The following is a 20565-nucleotide window of genomic DNA, read 5'->3' on the forward strand; positions in this document are numbered from 1 at the left end:
ACAGGCCCAACTGGTGTAACGGGAGCAACAGGGATAACAGGCCCAACTGGTGTAACGGGAGCAACAGGGATAACAGGTTCACCTGGCGTAACGGGAGCAACAGGGATAACAGGTCCGACTGGTGTAACAGGCTCAACGGGTCCAACTGGAGTTATTGGCCCCATTACAACAACTAATTTATTATTTTACACTTTTGCAGATGGAGAAAAACTTATATATACAGATTCAGATGGGATCGCTCAATATGGTACAACTCACATATTATCTCCTAATGAGGTTTCATATATTAACTTGTTTATTAATGGAATACTTCAACCACAACCTTTATATCAGGTTAGTACTGGTCAGCTAACATTATTGGATAATCAACCACCATCACAAGGTTCATCAATTATTTTGCAATTTATCACTATTAGTTAAAAAAGACAGATTCTTATATGAAAAGAATCTGTCTTTTTCTACTTTAAATTAGTTAAAATCAAGTGACAATAAATTCGATTGTAATTGGAATTCCATCGTCTAATGCATCTCCACCAGGAATTGTGATAGCGCCAGTAGGTCCAGTAGTAACACTGGAGTTCACACTAGGTTGAAGAATGCCGTTTACATATAAGTTATAATATAATACGTAAAAGTCGGAAAAGCAGTTGCAGTAGTACTGGCATCGTTTAAACAAGCTGTTGCAGCTCTAGTGTAGAGGTGAATCTTCTAGATGCCATAAATGGTTGAATAATAGGCGATTAATTCTCACTCTCTAAATTGTTTTTTGAACGAAGTATACAATAACTTGTCCACTATATTGTATGCGAGTTTTTGATAATAGAAACGGCTTCATGATAGTAGAGGGAATACAATTTTAGTAAAGGTATTGTTGTTACTTGGTGGTTATATGCTAATACTTAGTTTTTATACTCAAATCAAAATGTACTTTTGGACCTAAGAGATAAACGTGGAAAAATAAAATAAACTCTTAAGTTTAGGTGTTTAATCTAAGCAGTCAATTATTAAAAACATATAATTAATATGTGAGTCATGAACATAATTAAATAACGTTTTTTCAGTTTAATTATTATTCATGTTTCCTATTTTAAGTAAAACAAATAACAACTCACTCACTTTTTTTAATCGGATTTTTTAGTTCTTAAAATAGGAAAACACTCAACTATAAGAAAAGTAAGGAGGAAATAAATGAAACATAATGATTGTTTTGGTCATAACAACTGCAATAATCCGATTGTTTTCACTCCAGATTGTTGTAATAATCCACAAACGGTTCCAATTACTAGCGAACAATTAGGGAGATTGATTACTTTACTAAATTCTTTAATTGCGGCTATTGCAGCGTTTTTTGCAAATCCAAGTGACGCAAACAGATTAGCTTTACTCAATTTGTTTACTCAACTATTGAACTTACTAAATGAATTAGCACCTTCTCCAGAAGGGAATTTCTTAAAACAACTAATTCAAAGTATTATTAATTTATTACAATCTCCTAACCCAGACCTAGGTCAATTACTTTCTTTATTACAACAATTCTACAGTGCTCTTGCACCATTCTTCTTCTCTTTAATTATTGATCCAGCAAGTTTACAACTTCTATTAAATTTATTAACTCAATTAATTGGGGCTACTCCAGGAGGAGGAGCAACAGGTCCAACAGGTCCAACAGGTCCAGGAGGAGGAGCAACAGGTCCAACAGGTCCAACGGGTCCAGGAGGAGGAGCAACAGGTCCAACAGGAGATACTGGAGCAGCAGGCCCGACAGGTCCAACGGGAGACACAGGTCTAGCAGGAGCAACAGGCCCAACAGGAGACACTGGAGCAGCAGGCCCAACAGGTCCAACGGGAGACACAGGTCTAGCAGGAGCAACGGGAGCAACAGGTCCAACGGGAGATACAGGCCCGACAGGAGCAACGGGAGCAACAGGTCCAACGGGAGATACAGGACCGACAGGATTAACAGGAGCAACTGGTGCAACTGGTGGCGGAGCAATTATTCCGTTTGCTTCAGGTACAACACCAGCTCTGTTAGTTAATGCGGCATTAGCTAATACAGGAACTCTTCTTGGATTTGGATTTAGTCAGCCTGGCATAGCTCCAGGTGTGGGAGGAACTCTCACAATACTACCAGGTGTTGTAGGTGATTATGCATTTGTAGCACCACGTGATGGAATTATCACGTCATTAGCAGGATTCTTTAGTGCAACAGCGGCGTTAGCTCCATTAGCACCTGTTCAAATTCAGATGCAAATATTTATCGCACCTGCTGCAAGTAATACGTTTACACCAGTAGCGCCACCTCTATTATTAACACCAGCATTACCAGCAATAGCAATTGGTACTACAGCAACAGGAATCCAAGCTTATAATGTTCCAGTAGTTGCTGGGGATAAAATATTAGTATATGTTTCATTAACAGGAGCTAGTCCAATAGCTGCAGTTGCCGGATTTGTAAGCGCAGGTCTTAATATCGTCTAATTTGTTACAATGTTAATAGGAAATTAAACAGAGGTTCGTATATAGTCCTTCCTAATAAATTTAGGAAGGACTATATTTTTTGGGGGAATATGTAATAAATTAAATGAACAATTACTCTTTGTTAAGTTCGTATAAAAAAGTATAATTTTACCTTTCTTATTTAAGGAATAAATTATGTAACTTAAAAAATTCCAATCAGCAAAAAAAAAGATGAATTCTTTTAAAAAAGAATTCATCCATAAAATAAACTATTTATTTTTATTACAGTTACATCCTTTTTTCTTTACATAGCCTTGCTGAGTTAAGTCTCTTTGCGATTGGGAATTGGAAGATTGCGAATTCGAAGATTGAGAGGATGCTGAAGAGCTACTATTTTTATTATAAGAGTAGTTTTTTCGATAGTTATAATTACTCATAGTACTATCACCTCCAATTTAATATATAAATATTATATGTATGTACACTATCAATTGTTACTATTATTAATAGGAAGAGAAGATACAATAAAAAAATCTCCTCGGTATTTTCCTAGGAGATAAATGATGATTCTTTTGAAAATTTACAAATTAATAGCCCCAGTAAAAAGGAAAGTAATAAGAATCTTGACGATACGGATTGTGGTGTTGAGCGGGGGGATGGGGTGGATGATTTTTCATTTCACGGTTTTGATTACAATTTGCTGGAGGACCAATTACTGTAGTGGATTGAATAGGGGATACTGCTTGTTTCCATTGTTGTTCATCGAGACAGTAAGTATGGGCCATTATATTAGTGGGAGTTAATCTTAACATGTCAGAACCAAAAATAACTTCTGGTGTTGGTGCGTCGAAAATTGCTAATAAATGAGTGTTATCTGCTGTAGCAATTTCATAATGCCACCATGCTTGTGGAATATTTGCAACTTGCCCCGGTTTTATTGGTAAGTTTAATATTTGATTTGTAAAAGGATTAAGTAAAGAAACAACCGCCGATCCTGAAATACAGTAAACAAGTTCAGCTGCATTTTGATGTATATGCGGCTCTACAACATTTCCTGTACTTAAATAGATATCTAATAAAGAAGTGTTTTCTAACGTATTTAATTGTTTCATGCCAAGTACGTTTATATAATTTTGGGCATCTTTCTGAAAAAAATTACTTTTATTTAAATCATAAGTGAAATTAGTTGAGGGGGAAGTGTAGTCGATATTGGAAGTCAATTGTATTACCTGCCTTTCTATTAGTAAGTAAAGATACAAAATTAGGATATGTGTCTAGTGTTTGTTATGTGCTGTTGTTGATATCATAATAAATTCGCCTTTTGTAATAATACCTCGTTCATATAAATCTATCCCTTAAAATTATTTTTAATAATAATTCTATATAATAGAATAAATACCCTTTGAAATTATTTTCATTATGAAATAAATAAAGGTGTTGAGATTAAACTATATTCGTATCCCCATTCATACTTTGGATTGATGGAAAAAAGTAATGAAAATGTTAATTTATAATTACATCAATCATTTATAAGGAGTGAATGTCCATGTCATTTAGTGAAATGATTAGAAATGAAGTGCTCAGCTGGGCGGGTGTTTCTGAAAAACCGCATCGATTTGGTGGTATTGAAATAAATTATGGTAAGAAAGAACTTGGTCATCTGCATGGAGATAAGTTAGTTGATTTACCATTTCCAAAGTTAAAGCGAGATGAATTAGTAAACAAAGGATTAGTGAAAGCACATCACGTATTACCTGAATCAGGATGGATCAGTTATTATATAAGAAGTGCAGAGGATATACCGTTTGCAATTGAGTTATTTCGTATGCAATATGACAGAATAAAAAAATAATGAAATAAAATAGATGAGTAAAAATATATTTTTATGTCACATCCCTCTTTAATCGTTCGTCTTGTATGTAGAACGATAAGGAGGGATTTTATTATGAAGAAATTTGATGTAGCAATTGTTGGTGGTGGCCTTGCTGGATTAACAGCATCTATATATTTAGCGAAAGCTGGAAGGAAAGTGATTGTGTTAGAAAAGTCCAGTCGTTTTGGTGGTCGAGGGATGACTATAAATAAAAATGGGATCTGTATGAACCTTGGTGCACACGCCTTATATAGAGGAGGAGCAGCATTTTTAACTTTTAATGAGCTCGGTATGAATCTACCGGGTGGAATCCCATCTACAAAAGCACATGGAATATGGAAAAAGGATATATTCACCATCCCAACAGATTTTCGCTCAATTTTATCAACACCACTACTTTCGTGGTCTGCAAAAGTACAATTCTTACGTCTAATGATTCGTTTAGGGAATTTAAATGTAGGAGAAGTTCAAAAAATGAGCCTAACTACATGGACAGAAAATGAAATAAAAGATCCAATGGTTCGAAATATATTTTATGCATTATGCCGAACAACAACATATACGTTTGCTCCTACAATACAATTAGCATCATCTGTACTAAAGCAAATACAGCTTTCAATAAAAGAAGGGGTATTTTATGTAGATGGTGGCTGGGAGACGATAATAACAAAATTAAGAGACATAGCGAATCATGTCGGGGTGCAATTTTTGGCTAAAAAGCATGTTTTGGAAATAGAGCATTACGAAGATAAACAAAGAATATATTGTTTTGACGATGAGGTATTTGAAGTAGGTACAGTCATTGTGACGACTCCACCGAAAGAAGCTTGTAACATAATAAAAGGTGCAGAAGGAACAAGCTTGCATAGATGGAGTGAACAATCGGTACCGGTTACTGTTGCTGCATTAGATATTGGTTTGAGACGATTACCTAATCCGACACATCAATTTGCATTAGGGTTAGATCAACCTATATTTTTCACGAATCAATCAAGAGCAGCTAAATTAAGTGATGATGGATCAATTGCTGTGAGTTTAATAAAGTACCAGAATCCTGCACTAGAGATGAAACACACTCATGAAGATAAAGAACAGTTAGAAAGTACGATGGATTTGTTACATCCAAATTGGAAAAGAGAAGTTGTTGCACAGCAATATTTACCGACAATAAAGGTAGTATATGATTTTCCTCATATTAACCGAGTTGAAACCCCAGGTCCTAATATCCCTGAAATGCCAGGTGTTTACGTTGCAGGTGATTGGGCTGGGCATGATGAAATATTAGCTGATGCTGCAGTAGCAAGCGGGAAACGTGCAGCGTTACACATTTTAAAGCAATTAGAAAGTGAGGCAGTTCATCATGGAAACGGAGCAATTATATGAAGTGTATCAACCATTATTATTTTCGTTAGCATATAGAATCCTTGGGAGTGTTATGGATGCTGAGGATATCGTTCAGGATGTATTTATCTCATTAAATAACATAGAAGATCTTCAGTCTATAGAAAATATGAAAGCCTATTTGTGTAAGATGGCGACAAATCGTTCAATTGATAAATTACGTTCGGCAGCGTATAAACGCAACGTGTACGTAGGGATGTGGTTGCCAGAGCCACTAGTAGAAGAAAGTGATGAGCCATCAGAGTCATTTGTAATGAAAGAATCCCTTTCCACAGCATATTTATTACTTTTACAACAACTGTCTGAGGTAGAAAGGATTGTTTTCATATTAAGAGAGGTTTTCAGTTATGAATACGAAGAAATAGCTTCGATTGTTGATAAGAGTAGTGTGAACTGTAGAAAGATTTTTCAACGGGCACGAAAAAGTATATTGGATAAGCCGAAGCAATCGACATTAAGTACGAAGAAAATGGCTGCTTATGTTGAAAAGTTTGTATCATCATTACAGTGTGGGGATGCGCAAGGTATGTTAGAAGTATTAAAAACAGATGCTATACTCAAAGCTGATGGTGGTGGTAAAGTTACGACTGCGATTCATCCGATTTATTCTGCGGATCGAATTATACGTTTGTTCTTTGGGATTGCGCAACGATTGACAGAAGAGTACACTGTTGATTTCAAAATAGTAAATGGTATGCCAGGAGTTATAGTTACAATAAATAATAAAATAACATATGTTCTTTCGTTCGCATTTGAGGATGAGAAGATTTCAAACATTTATATGGTAGTTAATCCTGAGAAGCTTATGCATTTAAATGTAAAAATATAAAAAACGCATTTCTTCAGAAATGCGTTTTTTTATTATTTTTCTAACATTTCAAGAGGCACATCTTTTTCGCCGGCTACCTCAAATTTAATTTCCCCGTCTTCTTCATAAATACGTGAAATAATCGGTATAGTAATCATTAATTTTTTATGCTGTTTTCGCTTTCGAGCAGCATCTAAGCTAATCACGTTCATTGTAAGCATCCTTTCTTCTAGAAATATATAAACAAAAGAAAATGCGTCCGGAAAGGGCGCTTAATTGAATTTGAAATACCGATTCATTTAATTGGGGGTTATATAATTTAATAACTGCAATTGAATTAAAAATAGTATGAATGGAATAATTGCACGTAGAAATTAACTTTACCAAAAAACGAAACAATATGCTATAAAAAAATTTAAATCTTTGTCATATAACGAGAAAAAGGTTTTCGTTTCGCATATAATGAAAGTAGACAGGCAACAAGAGCTTTTTCATCATATTGCTTTGGAAAGGCGATGAAAAGAATGGATACGTTACATTCATTATTATTTCAACTTGAACAATATGGAGAAGAGCATGATCGAAATAAAAAAACACGGGAAGAAAAATTACGGAATATTTCTCGTGAGATGGGGCAATTTTTATCAATTTTAGCAAAAGGGTGTAGCGCAAAAAATATTTTAGAAATTGGAACTTCTAATGGTTATTCTACATTGTGGTTAGCTCATGCGGTAGAAGAAACAAATGGAAATGTAACAACTGTGGAGCTTTCTTCAGAACGAGTTGGAGAGGCGCTTGTTAATTTTGAAAAGGCAAACCTGTTGCAAAGGATTGATGTTCATAATCAAGAAGCAGGGGCATTTTTAGATGCGCAAATAGATCATTCATTTGATTTTATTTTCCTAGATTCAGAGCGTACGCAATACATGTGGTGGCTTGAGCATATAAAACGCATTTTACAACCAAAAGGTATTCTTGTTGTTGATAATGCAACTTCTCATGCAAGTGAATTAGCCGAGTTTAGAAAAATGATTAAAGAAGATGAAATGTTTGAAACGGTGTTATTAGCATTTCAAAATGGAGCATTCGTAGCGCGCAAGAAGAAATGGACTTGAGCGTAATATAATTATCACATTGAAAAAGGGTGTATGTCAAAAGATTGAGTACAGTTTGATAGGAAGAACATCCTTTATATACGTAACATACGAAGAATCCGCCTTCAGCATGTTGTTCTCTAGGTCTTAAGTCTGAGGAAAATTATGTTGATTACAGGTATACTTATAGTAAGAAACAGGGAATGACTGCATAAACAGGCATTTCTAAATAAATCGATTTCAAGCAATTAGAATGAATATGAAATACGATATAATAGATGAAATATAGTGCATATAAATTCGCACATATAAATAAAGGAGCGATTTTGTTGACTGAACTCGAGAAAAAAGAACCTGTATCGATTGTGAAAGATAATAATGTAGAAATAGTGGTTGATACAGTTATAAAAGATGCGGAATTAGAGGAACTGAATAAAGAAGCTGATCTTTATGTACAAAAGTTAAATAGCGAGCAAAATACAGATTTATCAAAAGTATTGTCTCAACTAGGCGATTTAGGGGATAAAGAGCAACAAGCAGCAGGACAAACGTTATCAGCATTAAAACGTCCTGTCACAGCGATGATGAATGGAAAGAACGAAGAAATTCCAAATACATTGTTAGAATTACGCAAAGTGGTATCAGAGCTTGATCCGAATTCACTAAAAGCAAGTGGTATGAAGAAAATAATGTTTAAAGTATTCAAGAAAAACCCACTTGAAACATACGTGCATAAATATCAATCTATAGATAAGCAAATTGAGGAGATTATAAGATCCCTTCTTATTGGTCGTGACAACTTACAAGAAGATACAGTTGGCCTTGAAATGCTTAAAGAGCAATCGCACGATAAAATTCACGCTCTTGATAAACAAGTATACTTAGGAAGAAAACTTGCTGGCATGCTGGAAGCTGAGAAACAAAATCCAGAACGTCAAAGAGATATTCCATTAATTAACGATGCATTAGAAAAGATTTTAGTGCGTACGCGTAATATGCAGCAAGCGAAAAGTGTGTTATTACAATCTATCGCATCTGTAGACATTATTAAGAAAAATAATGAAAAGTTAACGGAGGCAATTCGTAATGCAATTACGATGACGCAAAACGTTGTAACAGTTTCTGCTGCTATCCAGCTAGCATTAACAAATCAGCGTAAAACAATTGATGCAGTGAATGCGACAAATGAAGCAATTGAATCAATGGTATTAAGCAATTCTCAAGCATTAAAACAAAATACAGAAGAAACAACAAAACTGCTTGAAAATCCTGCAATTAGCATGGATAAATTACGCGAGTCATTCCAAAACGTATTCGCTGCAATTGAAGCTTCTGAGAAATCGTCAGAACGTATTATCGAGTCAAGTAAGAAGTTTGTTATTGAACTAGACACATTTAATGATGAAATGAAACAAAAACTCATTCAGCGCCCAAGAAAATAGCAGACTTTTAGAGGAGGTGAAAAAATGAGTTTCATTCAAACTGTATTAGTACTATTAGGTACATTGCTTTTAATCGCATTTACTGTCGTTGTATTAGTTGTATATTTCGGACGTAAACTGTATTTTTCATGGACGAAGCCATATAAAAGAGCACACGATTCTTTAGATAAGTTATCGAATAAATCATTACCGTTTCTACAAGAATTTACACAACACCCTCTCTTTTATCGTTGGATTCGTACGGAAGGAAAGAAAGAACAACATACATTAAACACTCTTTTCTGTGCATCGGGTCAACGTACGAGAGAGCAAGTATTCTCGATGTTACCGAAAGAAAAACAGAAAAAAGTACATGTAATGGCAAAAACAACGAAAAAGCTTACTAATGAAGATATTGATGTAGCGGCGATGAAAGTAAAAGATTTTTTAAGACAAGAAACGCAGCAAACTGTAAAACCGACAGATTTATCGTTTTATAAATTGTATTTTTATGATCGATATCCAGATGCATTAAATACAATTCAAGCGTATAAACGCTCAATAAATCCTTCATTACAACGAACGGTTGATGATATTACAATTTCAGTATTAAATGCTTTGCCGTATTATCAAGAACAACGCATGTTTGAGCAACAACATAAACTTGAAACGTTCTTAATGAAAGATTTAACAGCTATGCTGTCGTTAGTCGTACAATTACCACCTTCACAACGACCAGAAAAAGAAGAAGAACTAAAAATCTACTTGCAAAATTTCAAAAAAGAAATGGAAGTAGTAGAACGAGATATTCGTGACTCAATTGATCACGATTTGAATGTGAAGATGAGAGCAGCGACTGAGAAGTTTAAAAATAAATAATAAAAGCGCCTTAAAGCTATCGTTTTTAGCTTTTAAGGCGCTTTTTTATTAGATGTTATTTTGCTTTAACGGTTGTATGACTAGATGCAACACTTTCATTATGCAATCGATCAATTGCAGTTACTACATACGTATACGTTTCTCCAGAAATAGCTGTTTTATCTACATAAATCTCTCCAAGTTTTGTTTTTCTTACAGTAGTAAGTAAATTTTTTGGATTTTCTATATCCACTTCATTTTTTCCATTCACTCGGTAAATGGCGTAATAAGCAGAGTCATTCTCTCTATCATCAATGATACCGACAGCAATACCTTCATCTCTTGGAATGGCTCCTTTTAAAGTCGGTTGTTTTGGTGGTTCATGATCAAGCCAAGGCATAGGCGGGATTAATGCAGGATGTTTATATACGTCTTTTGCGAGTCTATCTTTAACTCCTAGTGGATTGTTATTAATATCTTTTAAGCTAAAATGCATACTCCCTTTTATTTCAGGATATAACCGGTTTAATGCAATTTGTCTTGGATATTCTTCAGGATCAGACCAAGCGGGGACAGAATTATTATTAATTTTATAGGCCGCCTGACCGATGTATAAGTGAATCGGTTTATTAGTTGTTTCTTTTACCCACCAATCTACTAATATGTCATATGCAGCTGGTGTGAAACCAATATTCCAATATATTTGCGGTGTAATGTAATCAATGTAACCTTTTTGTATCCATTCACGTGTATCAGCATAAAGATCATCATAGTTTCTTTGACCTGCAGTTGTGTTAGAGCCAGTTGGATCGTCAGCTATATTTCGCCATACGCCGAAAGGACTAATGCCAAACTTTACATATGATTTCTCTTGTTTTATAGCAGTATTTAAACCTCTTACAAGTTCATTTACATTGTCACGTCGCCAATCCTCTATATTTGTAAATTTACCGTTATTATATGTTTCGTACGTTTTTTGATCGGGGAATTGTTCACCCGCTACTTTATATGGATAAAAATAATCATCCATATGGAGCGCATCAATGTCATAATTTTGCACAATTTCTAAAGCACCTTCAGTTATAAACTTTTTCACTTCTGGAATACCAGGGTTGTAATATAATTTTCCGCCATAAGGTACAACCCAATCCGGGTGCTGTCTTGCAGGGTGATTATTTGATAATCGATTTATATCAGTGTGATTCATCGTTATTCGGTATGGGTTAATCCATGCGTGGAATTCTATATTTCTTTTATGTGCTTCTTCAATCATAAATGCTAGTGGATCGTAACCAGGATCTTTTCCTTGTGTACCTGTAAGGTATTCAGACCAAGGACCGTAATTGGAAGGGTAAAAAGCATCAGCGGTTGGTTTTATTTGTACAACAACTGCATTCATACCGGTGTTTTTTACATCGTCTAATAATCTAATAAACTCTTGTTTTTGATTTTCGATAGGTAAGCCAGTTTTTGAGGGCCAATCAATATTAAGAACAGATGCAACCCATACAGCACGTAATTCATGTTTTTTGTACGTAGTATTTACTTCAGCATAAGTAGAGTAAGGGGAAATGAAAGAGAAAGAAATAAAAAAGATGACGATACAACATATCATTAACAAACGTTTAACGATCATTTATACGCCTCCCTATTTTATCGTTAACTAATATAATATCCGAGGAGAGGTTGTTCTTACAATTGAGAAAAATGAATATTGAAACATTAATTTAATAGGAAAAATATTTTTATTGAAATTTACTTTCATCATAACTAAATTCTTTCACTTCTTCATATGCTTGTTAGTAAAGTGAAACTTCCTTTCATTCGAAGGGTGATAAATTATAAGTATAGGAGGATTAATAAATGAAGGTTTTATTTGTTTGTTCTGGAGGGATGTCCAGTGCAATTGTTGTAAACGCTTTAAAAAAAGAAGCGGAGAAAAAAGGGGTAAACATGGAAGTGCATGCGATTGGAACAAATGAGGTGGAAGAAGAAGTGAAGAATGGCTGGGATGTTGTAATGGTTGCACCTCAAGTAAGACATCGATTTGATTCAGTTAAAAAATTCGCAGAAGAGGTATCTATCCCGTGCGGTATTATACCGCCGCAAGCATACACGCCGCTTGGCGGACCGACTTTATTAAAAACTGTAAATGATTTAATTAGTTAGGGGGAAGCGTTATGAATAATTTTGTCACGTTTCTTGATAAAAATTTATCTGGACCGATGGCAAGGCTTTCTGAACAGAGGCATTTACAAGCAATCCGTGATGGAGTTATTTCAGCATTACCTTTTATCATTGTAGGAAGTTTCTTTTTAATCGTAGCATTTCCACCATTACCGAAAGATAGTTTCATATCAGTTTGGGCATTAAAAAATCAAACGAGTATATTAATACCATATCGTTTAACAATGTTTATTATGTCTTTATATATAGCATTTGGAATAGGATATAATTTAGCGAAAAGTTATAAGCTAGATGCTTTATCAGGGGCACAGCTTGCAGTATGTTCATTACTATTAACATTAACGCCTGAATTAATTGATAAAAAAGGATTTATGCTTCCGATGACAAATCTCGGAGGTCATGGACTATTCGTGACGATGATTGTTTCTATTTTATCAGTGGAGATTTTAAGGTTTTGTAAGAAGAAAAACGTAACGATCAAAATGCCAGAGCAAGTACCACCATCAGTAGCGCGTTCGTTTGAAGCACTTATACCTGCGGCTTTCGTTATTATTATTATGAGTCTTATTACTGTCGTTTTTAAAGTGGATGTACATTACGTTGTAGATAAATTAGCAGCACCGTTAGTTAAAGCTGGTGATAGTTACTTTGGTGTTATTATACCTGTATTTTTAATTACATTTTTCTGGTCTTTCGGGATACACGGTGTATCCGTTGTAGGTACTGTAGCAAGGCCGCTTTGGGATGTGTATTTAGGGAAGAACGGTGAAGCTGTAGCAAGTGGTGCAAGTCATTTTCCATTCATTGCACCAGAGCCGTTTTATCAATGGTTTATTTGGATTGGTGGTTCAGGAGCGACGTTAGGACTTGTGTTAGCTATGATTGTATTTGGACGATCAAAATATTCGAAAGCACTATCGAGGACTTGTATAGTGCCTGGTATTTTTAATATTAATGAACCAGTTATATTCGGTTTACCAATTGTCCTGAATCCAATCTTAATTATTCCTTTCGTTATTACACCGCTAGTAACAGCTACTATAGCTTATTCTGCAACTGCAATGGGATTTGTAACACCAACGCATATTATGCCGCCTTGGACACTACCAGCTCCAATTGGTGCGTACTTAGCTACAGGAGGAGATTGGCGTGCAGTTGTATTAGTGTCAATAAATATAGCAATATCATTCCTTATTTATCTACCATTCTTTAAAATGTACGACAAAAATATGCTTGAAATTGAAAAGAATGGAGACGGAGAATCTGTTAATTCGTAAGCTCCATACTCTATTTATGAGTGATAGGCATTCTGTCTATCACTTCTTTTACATGAAGTTCAGAGAGGGTGAATTAGGATGAATATAAAATTTAGTTATAAAGGGGTATTTTTATTACTATTTGGAGTAATATGTTCAAATTTTCTTTTTGTACCTTTATTAAGAATGCTACATCTATCACAAATGCATAGTATATGGCTCGTTACAAGCATTGCGGCAAGTATTTTGCTTACTATAGTTGTTTCTTTTATTGATGGATCGTTTGTATCAAAAGCTCAGTTGTTTTTTAGATTTATATTATTTTCATTCGGTTGTACGTTTGTAACTTACATGATTGTTTTTTAATAAAGAGGAGGTTATGCATGTTATGTATGTTGCAGGGGTAATGTCTGGTACTTCGTTAGACGGTATAGATGTAGCACTCGTTCATATAGAAGGAAGCGGTGTGGGTTCTAAAGTTGAACTCATCCATTTTACGACTGTGCCATTTAGTAATGATATAAAAAATGAGATCCAGCAGGCATTATCAATAGAAAATTCAAATGTACAACTTATATGCAGTTTAAATTTCAAACTCGGTTTATGCTTCGCCGATGCTGTAAAGGAAGTTTGTAAAGAGACCAATTTTCCTTTGGGACAATTAGATTTAATTGGTTCTCACGGACAAACGATTTATCATCAGCCACAGCAAGATGGTAGTATGATTCCTTCCACATTGCAAATTGGAGAACCAGCAGTTATAGCGTATGAAACGAAAACGACGGTTATCTCTAATTTTCGAACGATGGATATGGCAGCAGGGGGACAAGGTGCACCACTTGTACCATATTCAGAGATTATTTTGTATCGCCACCAAACTAAAAATAGACTACTACAAAATATTGGCGGAATCGGTAATGTTACCGCTATACCAAGTAAACTAAGTGAGAAGAGCGTTATAGCTTTTGATACTGGTCCAGGGAATATGATAATGGATGAAGTATGTCAAAGATTATTTCAGTTGCCATATGATCAAAATGGTAAGATTGCAAAACAGGGTGTAGTTGTAGAAGAGGTTTTGACATATTGTATGAACCATCCATTTTTGAAAATGAGTCCACCGAAATCAACTGGTAGAGAACAGTTTGGAGAAGAATTTGTCAGTGAGTTATTGAAGCGGTTTGAAAAGCATAGTAAAGAAAATATATTGACGACTGTCACAATGTTTACAGCAAGTTCAATTGTTCATCACTATAAGGAGTTTATTTTGCCGTATTATGAAATCGATGAGGTAATTCTAGGTGGTGGCGGAAGTTATAATGATACACTTGTAGAAATGATACGTTATGGATTGAAAGAAGAAAAATGTGCATTATTCCTTCAAGAAGATATAGGCTATTCTTCAGAAGCGAAGGAAGCAATCGCCTTTGCCATTTTAGCAAATGAAACGTATCATCGTAATCCGAGTAATGTCCCGAGCGCAACTGGTGCTAAGCAATCTGTAGTTTTAGGGAACATAACATTCCCTCTAATTTCAAGAGAATGAGGCGAACGCATGAAGTATATGATTGGAGTAGACGGCGGCGGAACGAAGACAGAAGCAATTGCATTTGATAAAGACGGAAACGAACTTGTAAGAGCTACAAGTGGCTTTGGAAATATATTAATAGATTTTGAAGAAGCACTTTTTCATATTATGGAAGCGATTGATCAATGCCAGAGAGGGTTATTAAATGGGGATTGCGTTTGTATTTGTTTAGGATTAGCGGGTGTAAGTGGAGCAAATACAAATGAATTAACATTACGTTTAAAAAAGAAGTATGGAACACCAATTGAAGTTTTTAATGACGCAATGATTGCACATGCAGCTACTTTAAAAGGAAAAGATGGAATTTTAACAATTGGCGGTACAGGCGCGATTTGTATTGGAAAGATAGGAGAAGTGTATGAGTATAGCGGTGGATGGGGACATATTTTAGGAGATGAAGGAAGTGGGTATTGGATTGCGTTACAAGGTTTAAAGAGAATGGCAAATCAATTTGATCAAGGGGTTACACTTTGCCCATTAAGCATAAGGATTCAAGATGAGTTTCAACTTTTGACGTCGTCTCATATAAAAAGACTAGTTTATAGTTCTTCAAAAGATAAAGTGGCAGCAATTGCACCATCCGTTATTGGGGAAGCTAGAAATGGGAATGATGATGCACATGAAATCATTTTACAAGCGGCTAAGGAATTAACGAGAATTACGGTGAATATTTACAATAAAATGCAGTTTGATGTAACAACTTCAATTGCAGTAAGTGGCAGCATACTGCGTTTCGTACCTGAAATATATGCTGAATTTAAGAAATGCTGTGAGAAAAGTATAGGAGACGTTACATTTGTACCACAATCAGAACTAGCAGTGAAAGGAACATATTATTTAATGAAGAATAAATATTTTAAAATATAACTGCATGAGAATTTTTGTATGATTTGTAAATATATGATGTTAAAATATATAAAGGGGTGTGGATAAAAAAGTACAATATACATAGTTCTTGAATATTGTATATGTATTCCCATGTAGAAAGTGAATGATTACATGATTAATAGTATGCAGTTTTTGTATTTGGTCGCTTCTTATTTATTTGGAAACATATTGACCGCTTATATAGTAACGAAATGGAGACATAACGTTGATATTCGGGATGAAGGAAGCGGTAATCCTGGCGCAAGAAATATGGGGCGTGTATATGGAAAAGGATATTTCATCGCTACATTTTTAGGTGATGCAATTAAAGGGGCAATCGTAGTTTCTATTGCAAAATACCTTTTTGGAGATTCTACATTTGTATTGTTAGCTTTACTGGCTGTTTTACTTGGTCATATTTATCCAATTGTATTTAAAGGCAAGGGCGGAAAAGGCATATCAACTTTTATTGGAGGATTAATCGCATTTGATTATTTGATAGCGCTTACTCTTGTTGCTGTTTTCGTTATATTTTATTTAATCTTTAAAGGATTTACTAAGCCAGGGTTAATTACAATCGCTTGTTTACCAGTTTGCATGATTTTGTATTCTTACTCTATTGTTACGACTATTTTAAGTGCACTTATCATTGTACTTATTTTATATGTAAATCGCGAATGAAATGAACTTTTAATAAGTGGAGTTAATCTCCACTTATCATTTTTATTAAATGCATAAAGGAGAGAAAGCATGGGGTTAATTTATAAAGTTGCTGATCAAGCTTGGGAATTTGAACATATACATAAATTGAATTATAAAACATTTGTAGAAGAAATCCCGCAACATGAAGAAATGAAAGAGCGTGTTCGTATAGATCGTTTTCATGATGAAAATACATATTTAATTTGTTTAGATGAAGATAAGTTAGTAGGTATGGTTGCATTGCGAGGAAAACGACCATTCTCATTAGATTATAAAATTTCAAATTTAGATTTTTATTTGCAAGAGCATGGAGAAAACGTGTATGAAATTCGTTTACTCTCAGTAGAACGTGAATATCGAAATGGAAGAGCATTGTTAGGATTAATTCGCTTTTTACATCGTTATTTGCTTCTAAATGGATATGAATTAGCACTCATTTCTGCGACAACACGTGAACTACCTTTATATGAGCAAATGGGATTCAAATCTTTCCATTCGTTAGTTGGTACAGAAGAAGCAGCCTTCCAGCCAATGTATGTTACTCCAGCTATGTTTGAAGTATCGAGTGTTGGTGGGATTATGACGAAAGAATATACATTTTTACCAGGTCCAGTAGATATTGAAGAAAATGTTCGAAAGGCATTTTCTACTAAGCCGATTTCGCATCGTTCTAAGTCATTTCAAGTGACGATGGAAAATGTGAAAAAACGTTTACTACATATGACGAAAGCGAAATATGTGCAAATCATGTTAGGAACAGGGACGTTAGCGAGTGATGCTATTGCTTTACAATTACGCTCTGTAAAAGGAAAAGGACTAGTATTAACGAATGGGGAATTTGGCAATAGATTAGTTGGACACGCAACACGCGCGCAATTACATTTTGATACGTATAAAAAGGAAATGGGACAACCATTTATTTATACAGAATTAGAACAAATAATGGAAGCTGGAAATTATGAATGGCTTTGGTTTGTTCACCATGAAACATCTACCGGAATGTTAAATGATTTAGACGAGTTAAATGCATTATGTGAAAAGTATAAAGTGAAACTATGTGTAGATTGTATTAGCTCAATTGGAGCGATACCGATAGATTTAAAGGATGTATATTTTGCGAGCGGCGTGAGCGGAAAGGCAATTAAATCGTTTACTGGATTATCTTTCGTTTTTCATAATCATAATGTGAAAGTAAACGAGACTTTACCGGCCTATATGGACATTGGTATGTACGAAGAAAATGAAAGTATTCCATATTCACATTCATGGAATTTAATTTATGCATTGCAAGAAGCATTAAAAAGATTCGAAGATGAAATGGTATTTGAAAAAATAAAAGAGACGTATGCATATATTGAACAAGCTATTACTACTATAGGCTTAAATCTAGTTTCACCTAGAGAACATTCTGCGCCAATTATACTTACCATTCAATTAAATAAAGGTCTTTCTTCTAAAGCGTTAGGGGATGCGTTAGCGTTACAAGGATATATCGTCCATTATGAATCAGCGTATTTACAAAAGAATAACTGGATCCAAATTGCATGCCTAAATCATTACAAAGAACGTGATATGAAGAGGATGTTGAATTGTTTGCAAATGTGTGTATTACAGAGTGAGGTACATATATAAAGATTTTTTCTTAATATAGATGGATTCGTATAAAGGAGTTGCTAAATACGAAAACTTAGGAATAGATCATTGGAAGAGGTGTTAGTATGATAACAAAAAAACTACCGTTACATATAGATGATATTAAAAAAGCTCAAAACATTTTAGACAGAAATGCTCGTAAAACGCCATTAGTAAAATCATTTTATTTGACTAGTAAAACAGGCGGAGAAATTCACTTGAAATTAGAAAATATGCAATTAACGGGTTCTTTTAAATTCCGTGGTGCATTTAATAAAATGTCACAGTTAACAAATCAGGAAAAAGAGAGAGGAGTAATTGCTTGTTCTGCTGGTAATCATGCACAAGGAATTGCTTTATCAGCTCATTTACTTGGTATTAAGAGTAAAATTGTTATGCCGATTTCTGCACCTCAGGCGAAAGTTGAAGCAACTAGAGGATATGGATCAGAAGTGATTTTATATGGTGAAACTTTTGATGATGCGAAGGCAAAATGTGAGGAGATTATTAAGGAAACAGGTGAAACGTATTTACATCCATATGACGATGTAGAAGTAATGGCTGGTCAAGGAACAATAGGATTAGATATTCTTGATGATATGTGGGATGTAGATACTGTCATTGTACCAATTGGCGGAGGCGGAATTATTTCTGGTATTGCTGTTGCATTAAAATCTTTTAATCCATCCATTAATATTATTGGTGTCCAAGCAGATAATGTTCATGGAATGAAGGCTTCTTATGACAAAGGTACGATTGTAGAGCATTATGAGGCACCTACAATAGCAGATGGTTGCGCAGTTAAAATACCAGGTGATTTAACGTTTGAAGTAGTAAAGGAATTAGTAGATGATATTGTAACGGTATCAGAAGGTGAATTAGAAGTAGCGATGAAAGACTTATTACAACGTGGTAAAGCTGTTGTAGAAGGTGCTGGCGCATTAGCAACTGCTGCTCTACTTGCAGGGAAAGTGGATCCGTATATTAAAGGAAAAAAAGTAGTAGCGGTTATATCTGGTGGGAACGTAGATTTGCAGCGCATTTCCAGTGTTTGTGAGCAATTTTTTGTAGCTAATGAAGTGAAATAGTATTTTAAAAAATAGTGTTAAGAATGAGGAGCTAAGAGGATTGATCTTAGCTCTTTTTAATTATACTTGAGCAGAAGTAAATAATGACTCCATTTTTATTTTACTCTTTTCTCGAATTTCAGCATCTGCATGGCGCATTACAAATTTATGCGCAATAGCGATTGCTAAAACATCATCTAATAAGCCAATCCCAATAATAGCAGCTATATCTGGAATGAAGTCGATTGTTAATACGTAATAGGATAAAGCGGCTAATATTATAAATTTCGCTTTAGTAGGTAACCCTTTTTTTCTCATTGTGTAGTATAAAATAATACTTTCATATACGCTAGATTTCCCAAGGTTTGCTGAGCTTTTTTTGAATTTTTTCCAAAGTGTCTGTTTCTCCATATAAACACTCCTTTTACAAAAACATAGATTTTTTAAAAGGATAGACAAAGAAGTAGTGAAATAATCAATTTTATTGTATATTTCCATAAAAATAAGAATTTACCTGTTCAAAATAATAGAATGTTGGTTATGTAACGACTCACAGTGTTTTGTTACATAAGTATGTACAGTAAAATGTATGTGGATGATTTATTAGCGAGCATCTAATAAAAGGTATGGGGGAAGAAAAGTGAAGATAATAGAACTACCAATTGAATTTGAATTTAATGGGGCAAAACAATGTATATATCCGAGCTTAATTATAATAAACAATGAATTAACTTTAGTAGATACAGGTTATGTAAACTTTTTACCATTAATTGAAGACGCAATTTTAAAACATGGGTATGAGATAAAAAATTTAAAAAATATAATTATTACTCATTATGATGACGATCATATAGGATCTTTATATGATTTCAAAGTGAAATATCCTCACGTTAATATTATTGCTAGTGAAATTGAATCCCACTACATTAGTGGTGAAATAAAATCGGAGAGACTAGTTCAAGCAGAAGACATGTTACAACGTATGCCAATTGAAGAGAAAGAATTTGGTGAATGGTTTATACAACAATTAAAAAATATAAGACATATTTCTGTCGGTGAAAAAGTATATGATGGTCAAATGATTTTAAATAATGAATGTCAAATAGTAGCGACGCCAGGACATACTTCGGGGCATATTTCATTATATTTTCCGAATTCAAACTGTGTAATTACAGGGGATGCGGCCGTTCAAGAAAATTGTGAATTAGTAATAGCTAATCCGAATTTTTGCTTAGATATAGAAAAAGCGGAAGAATCTTTAAAGAGAATTAAAAACCTTAAAGCAGCAAGCTATTATTGCTATCATGGAGGAAAGCTTACTGTATAAAATAATAAAAAAACCGATCTTTCCCAT

21 protein-coding genes and 1 pseudogene are annotated in these 20565 nt (G+C 34.4%); 17 read left to right on the forward strand and 5 right to left on the reverse strand.

The window, feature by feature from the left end; genetic code table 11:
• Positions 1 to 420, forward strand: a 420-nt coding sequence (locus tag AC3WVA_RS11985; protein ID WP_492321931.1) for a DUF4183 domain-containing protein, incomplete at its 5' end; no start/stop codon positions are given.
• A 58-nt stretch (positions 421 to 478) separates the two neighbouring features.
• On the opposite strand, the pseudogene AC3WVA_RS11990 reads toward AC3WVA_RS11985, so the two are convergent.
• Positions 479 to 719: pseudogene (locus AC3WVA_RS11990) on the reverse strand (DUF4183 domain-containing protein).
• 469 nt (positions 720 to 1188) lie between these two features.
• On the opposite strand from AC3WVA_RS11990, the gene AC3WVA_RS11995 reads away from it, so the two are divergent.
• Entirely contained in the window at positions 1189 to 2478 is a 1290-nt protein-coding gene (locus tag AC3WVA_RS11995) for an exosporium glycoprotein BclB-related protein (protein ID WP_098880956.1), read from the forward strand.
• A 566-nt stretch (positions 2479 to 3044) separates the two neighbouring features.
• On the opposite strand, the gene AC3WVA_RS12000 is transcribed toward AC3WVA_RS11995, so the two are convergent.
• A complete protein-coding gene (locus AC3WVA_RS12000) occupies positions 3045 to 3677 on the reverse strand; it encodes a cupin domain-containing protein (RefSeq protein ID WP_098345214.1) in 633 nt (210 codons plus the stop codon).
• Positions 3678 to 4003: 326 nt separating this feature from the next.
• Here AC3WVA_RS12000 and AC3WVA_RS12005 point away from each other — a divergent pair, with 326 nt between their 5' ends.
• The 3 genes from AC3WVA_RS12005 to AC3WVA_RS12015 all read left to right on the forward strand — a co-directional run bounded on the left by AC3WVA_RS12005 (position 4004) and on the right by AC3WVA_RS12015 (position 6560).
• Entirely contained in the window at positions 4004 to 4309 is a 306-nt protein-coding gene (locus AC3WVA_RS12005) for a luciferase domain-containing protein (protein WP_141539527.1), read from the forward strand.
• A gap of 93 nt (positions 4310 to 4402) precedes the next feature.
• Positions 4403 to 5713: a protoporphyrinogen/coproporphyrinogen oxidase gene (locus AC3WVA_RS12010; RefSeq protein ID WP_098345212.1), complete on the forward strand. Its 1311-nt coding sequence runs from the start codon at positions 4403 to 4405 to the stop codon at positions 5711 to 5713.
• Positions 5691 to 6560, forward strand: a complete 870-nt coding sequence (locus AC3WVA_RS12015) for an RNA polymerase sigma-70 factor (protein ID WP_098880955.1) — start codon at positions 5691 to 5693, stop codon at positions 6558 to 6560. Before AC3WVA_RS12010 ends, AC3WVA_RS12015 begins: the two co-directional genes overlap by 23 nt.
• A gap of 32 nt (positions 6561 to 6592) precedes the next feature.
• Here AC3WVA_RS12015 and AC3WVA_RS12020 read toward each other — a convergent pair whose 3' ends face one another.
• The gene (locus tag AC3WVA_RS12020; RefSeq protein WP_001100983.1) at positions 6593 to 6751 is read right to left on the reverse strand and encodes a hypothetical protein; all 159 of its coding nucleotides are present in this window, start codon (positions 6749 to 6751) and stop codon (positions 6593 to 6595) included.
• Positions 6752 to 7054: 303 nt separating this feature from the next.
• Here AC3WVA_RS12020 and AC3WVA_RS12025 point away from each other — a divergent pair, with 303 nt between their 5' ends.
• The 3 genes from AC3WVA_RS12025 to AC3WVA_RS12035 all read left to right on the forward strand — a co-directional run bounded on the left by AC3WVA_RS12025 (position 7055) and on the right by AC3WVA_RS12035 (position 9933).
• On the forward strand, positions 7055 to 7654 hold the full coding sequence (locus AC3WVA_RS12025; RefSeq protein WP_098345210.1) for an O-methyltransferase: 600 nt from the start codon (positions 7055 to 7057) through the stop codon (positions 7652 to 7654).
• Positions 7655 to 7962: 308 nt separating this feature from the next.
• Positions 7963 to 9075: a toxic anion resistance protein gene (locus tag AC3WVA_RS12030; RefSeq protein ID WP_048524825.1), complete on the forward strand. Its 1113-nt coding sequence runs from the start codon at positions 7963 to 7965 to the stop codon at positions 9073 to 9075.
• A gap of 24 nt (positions 9076 to 9099) precedes the next feature.
• Entirely contained in the window at positions 9100 to 9933 is an 834-nt protein-coding gene (locus AC3WVA_RS12035; protein ID WP_048524826.1) for a DUF3974 domain-containing protein, read from the forward strand.
• Between the two features lie 55 nt (positions 9934 to 9988).
• Here the strand turns inward: AC3WVA_RS12035 and AC3WVA_RS12040 are convergent, their stop codons facing one another.
• Positions 9989 to 11548, reverse strand: coding sequence for a glycoside hydrolase family 10-like protein (locus AC3WVA_RS12040; RefSeq protein WP_098880954.1), 1560 nt, complete (start codon positions 11546 to 11548; stop codon positions 9989 to 9991).
• A 227-nt stretch (positions 11549 to 11775) separates the two neighbouring features.
• Between AC3WVA_RS12040 and AC3WVA_RS12045 the strand changes: the two genes are divergently transcribed.
• The 8 genes from AC3WVA_RS12045 to tdcB all read left to right on the forward strand — a co-directional run bounded on the left by AC3WVA_RS12045 (position 11776) and on the right by tdcB (position 19232).
• Positions 11776 to 12081, forward strand: coding sequence for a PTS sugar transporter subunit IIB (locus AC3WVA_RS12045; RefSeq protein ID WP_097840994.1), 306 nt, complete (start codon positions 11776 to 11778; stop codon positions 12079 to 12081).
• An 11-nt stretch (positions 12082 to 12092) separates the two neighbouring features.
• Complete coding sequence (locus AC3WVA_RS12050; RefSeq protein ID WP_098345208.1) at positions 12093 to 13376, forward strand: PTS sugar transporter subunit IIC; 1284 nt, start codon at positions 12093 to 12095, stop codon at positions 13374 to 13376.
• Positions 13377 to 13454: 78 nt separating this feature from the next.
• Entirely contained in the window at positions 13455 to 13721 is a 267-nt protein-coding gene (locus AC3WVA_RS12055; protein ID WP_098345207.1) for a hypothetical protein, read from the forward strand.
• A gap of 13 nt (positions 13722 to 13734) precedes the next feature.
• On the forward strand, positions 13735 to 14901 hold the full coding sequence (anmK, locus tag AC3WVA_RS12060; RefSeq protein WP_142320957.1) for an anhydro-N-acetylmuramic acid kinase AnmK: 1167 nt from the start codon (positions 13735 to 13737) through the stop codon (positions 14899 to 14901).
• A 9-nt stretch (positions 14902 to 14910) separates the two neighbouring features.
• Complete coding sequence (locus tag AC3WVA_RS12065) at positions 14911 to 15810, forward strand: BadF/BadG/BcrA/BcrD ATPase family protein (RefSeq protein ID WP_088314764.1); 900 nt, start codon at positions 14911 to 14913, stop codon at positions 15808 to 15810.
• Positions 15811 to 15942: 132 nt separating this feature from the next.
• Positions 15943 to 16491 carry a glycerol-3-phosphate 1-O-acyltransferase PlsY gene (gene plsY / locus AC3WVA_RS12070; protein ID WP_048524834.1) on the forward strand — a complete coding sequence of 183 codons (549 nt, stop codon included), beginning with the start codon at positions 15943 to 15945 and terminating at the stop codon, positions 16489 to 16491.
• A gap of 69 nt (positions 16492 to 16560) precedes the next feature.
• Positions 16561 to 18144 (forward strand): aminotransferase class V-fold PLP-dependent enzyme, encoded by a 1584-nt coding sequence (locus AC3WVA_RS12075; protein ID WP_492321932.1) that lies wholly within the window; start codon positions 16561 to 16563, stop codon positions 18142 to 18144.
• An 86-nt stretch (positions 18145 to 18230) separates the two neighbouring features.
• Complete coding sequence (gene tdcB, locus AC3WVA_RS12080) at positions 18231 to 19232, forward strand: bifunctional threonine ammonia-lyase/L-serine ammonia-lyase TdcB (RefSeq protein WP_048524838.1); 1002 nt, start codon at positions 18231 to 18233, stop codon at positions 19230 to 19232.
• A gap of 60 nt (positions 19233 to 19292) precedes the next feature.
• On the opposite strand, the gene AC3WVA_RS12085 is transcribed toward tdcB, so the two are convergent.
• Positions 19293 to 19622, reverse strand: coding sequence for a YkvA family protein (locus AC3WVA_RS12085; protein WP_048524840.1), 330 nt, complete (start codon positions 19620 to 19622; stop codon positions 19293 to 19295).
• Positions 19623 to 19851: 229 nt separating this feature from the next.
• On the opposite strand from AC3WVA_RS12085, the gene AC3WVA_RS12090 reads away from it, so the two are divergent.
• Positions 19852 to 20538: an MBL fold metallo-hydrolase gene (locus tag AC3WVA_RS12090; protein ID WP_492321933.1), complete on the forward strand. Its 687-nt coding sequence runs from the start codon at positions 19852 to 19854 to the stop codon at positions 20536 to 20538.
• The last annotated feature ends 27 nt before the right edge of the window (positions 20539 to 20565 follow it).

Source organism: Bacillus sp. EB106-04-02-XG92 (genome assembly GCF_058791995.1).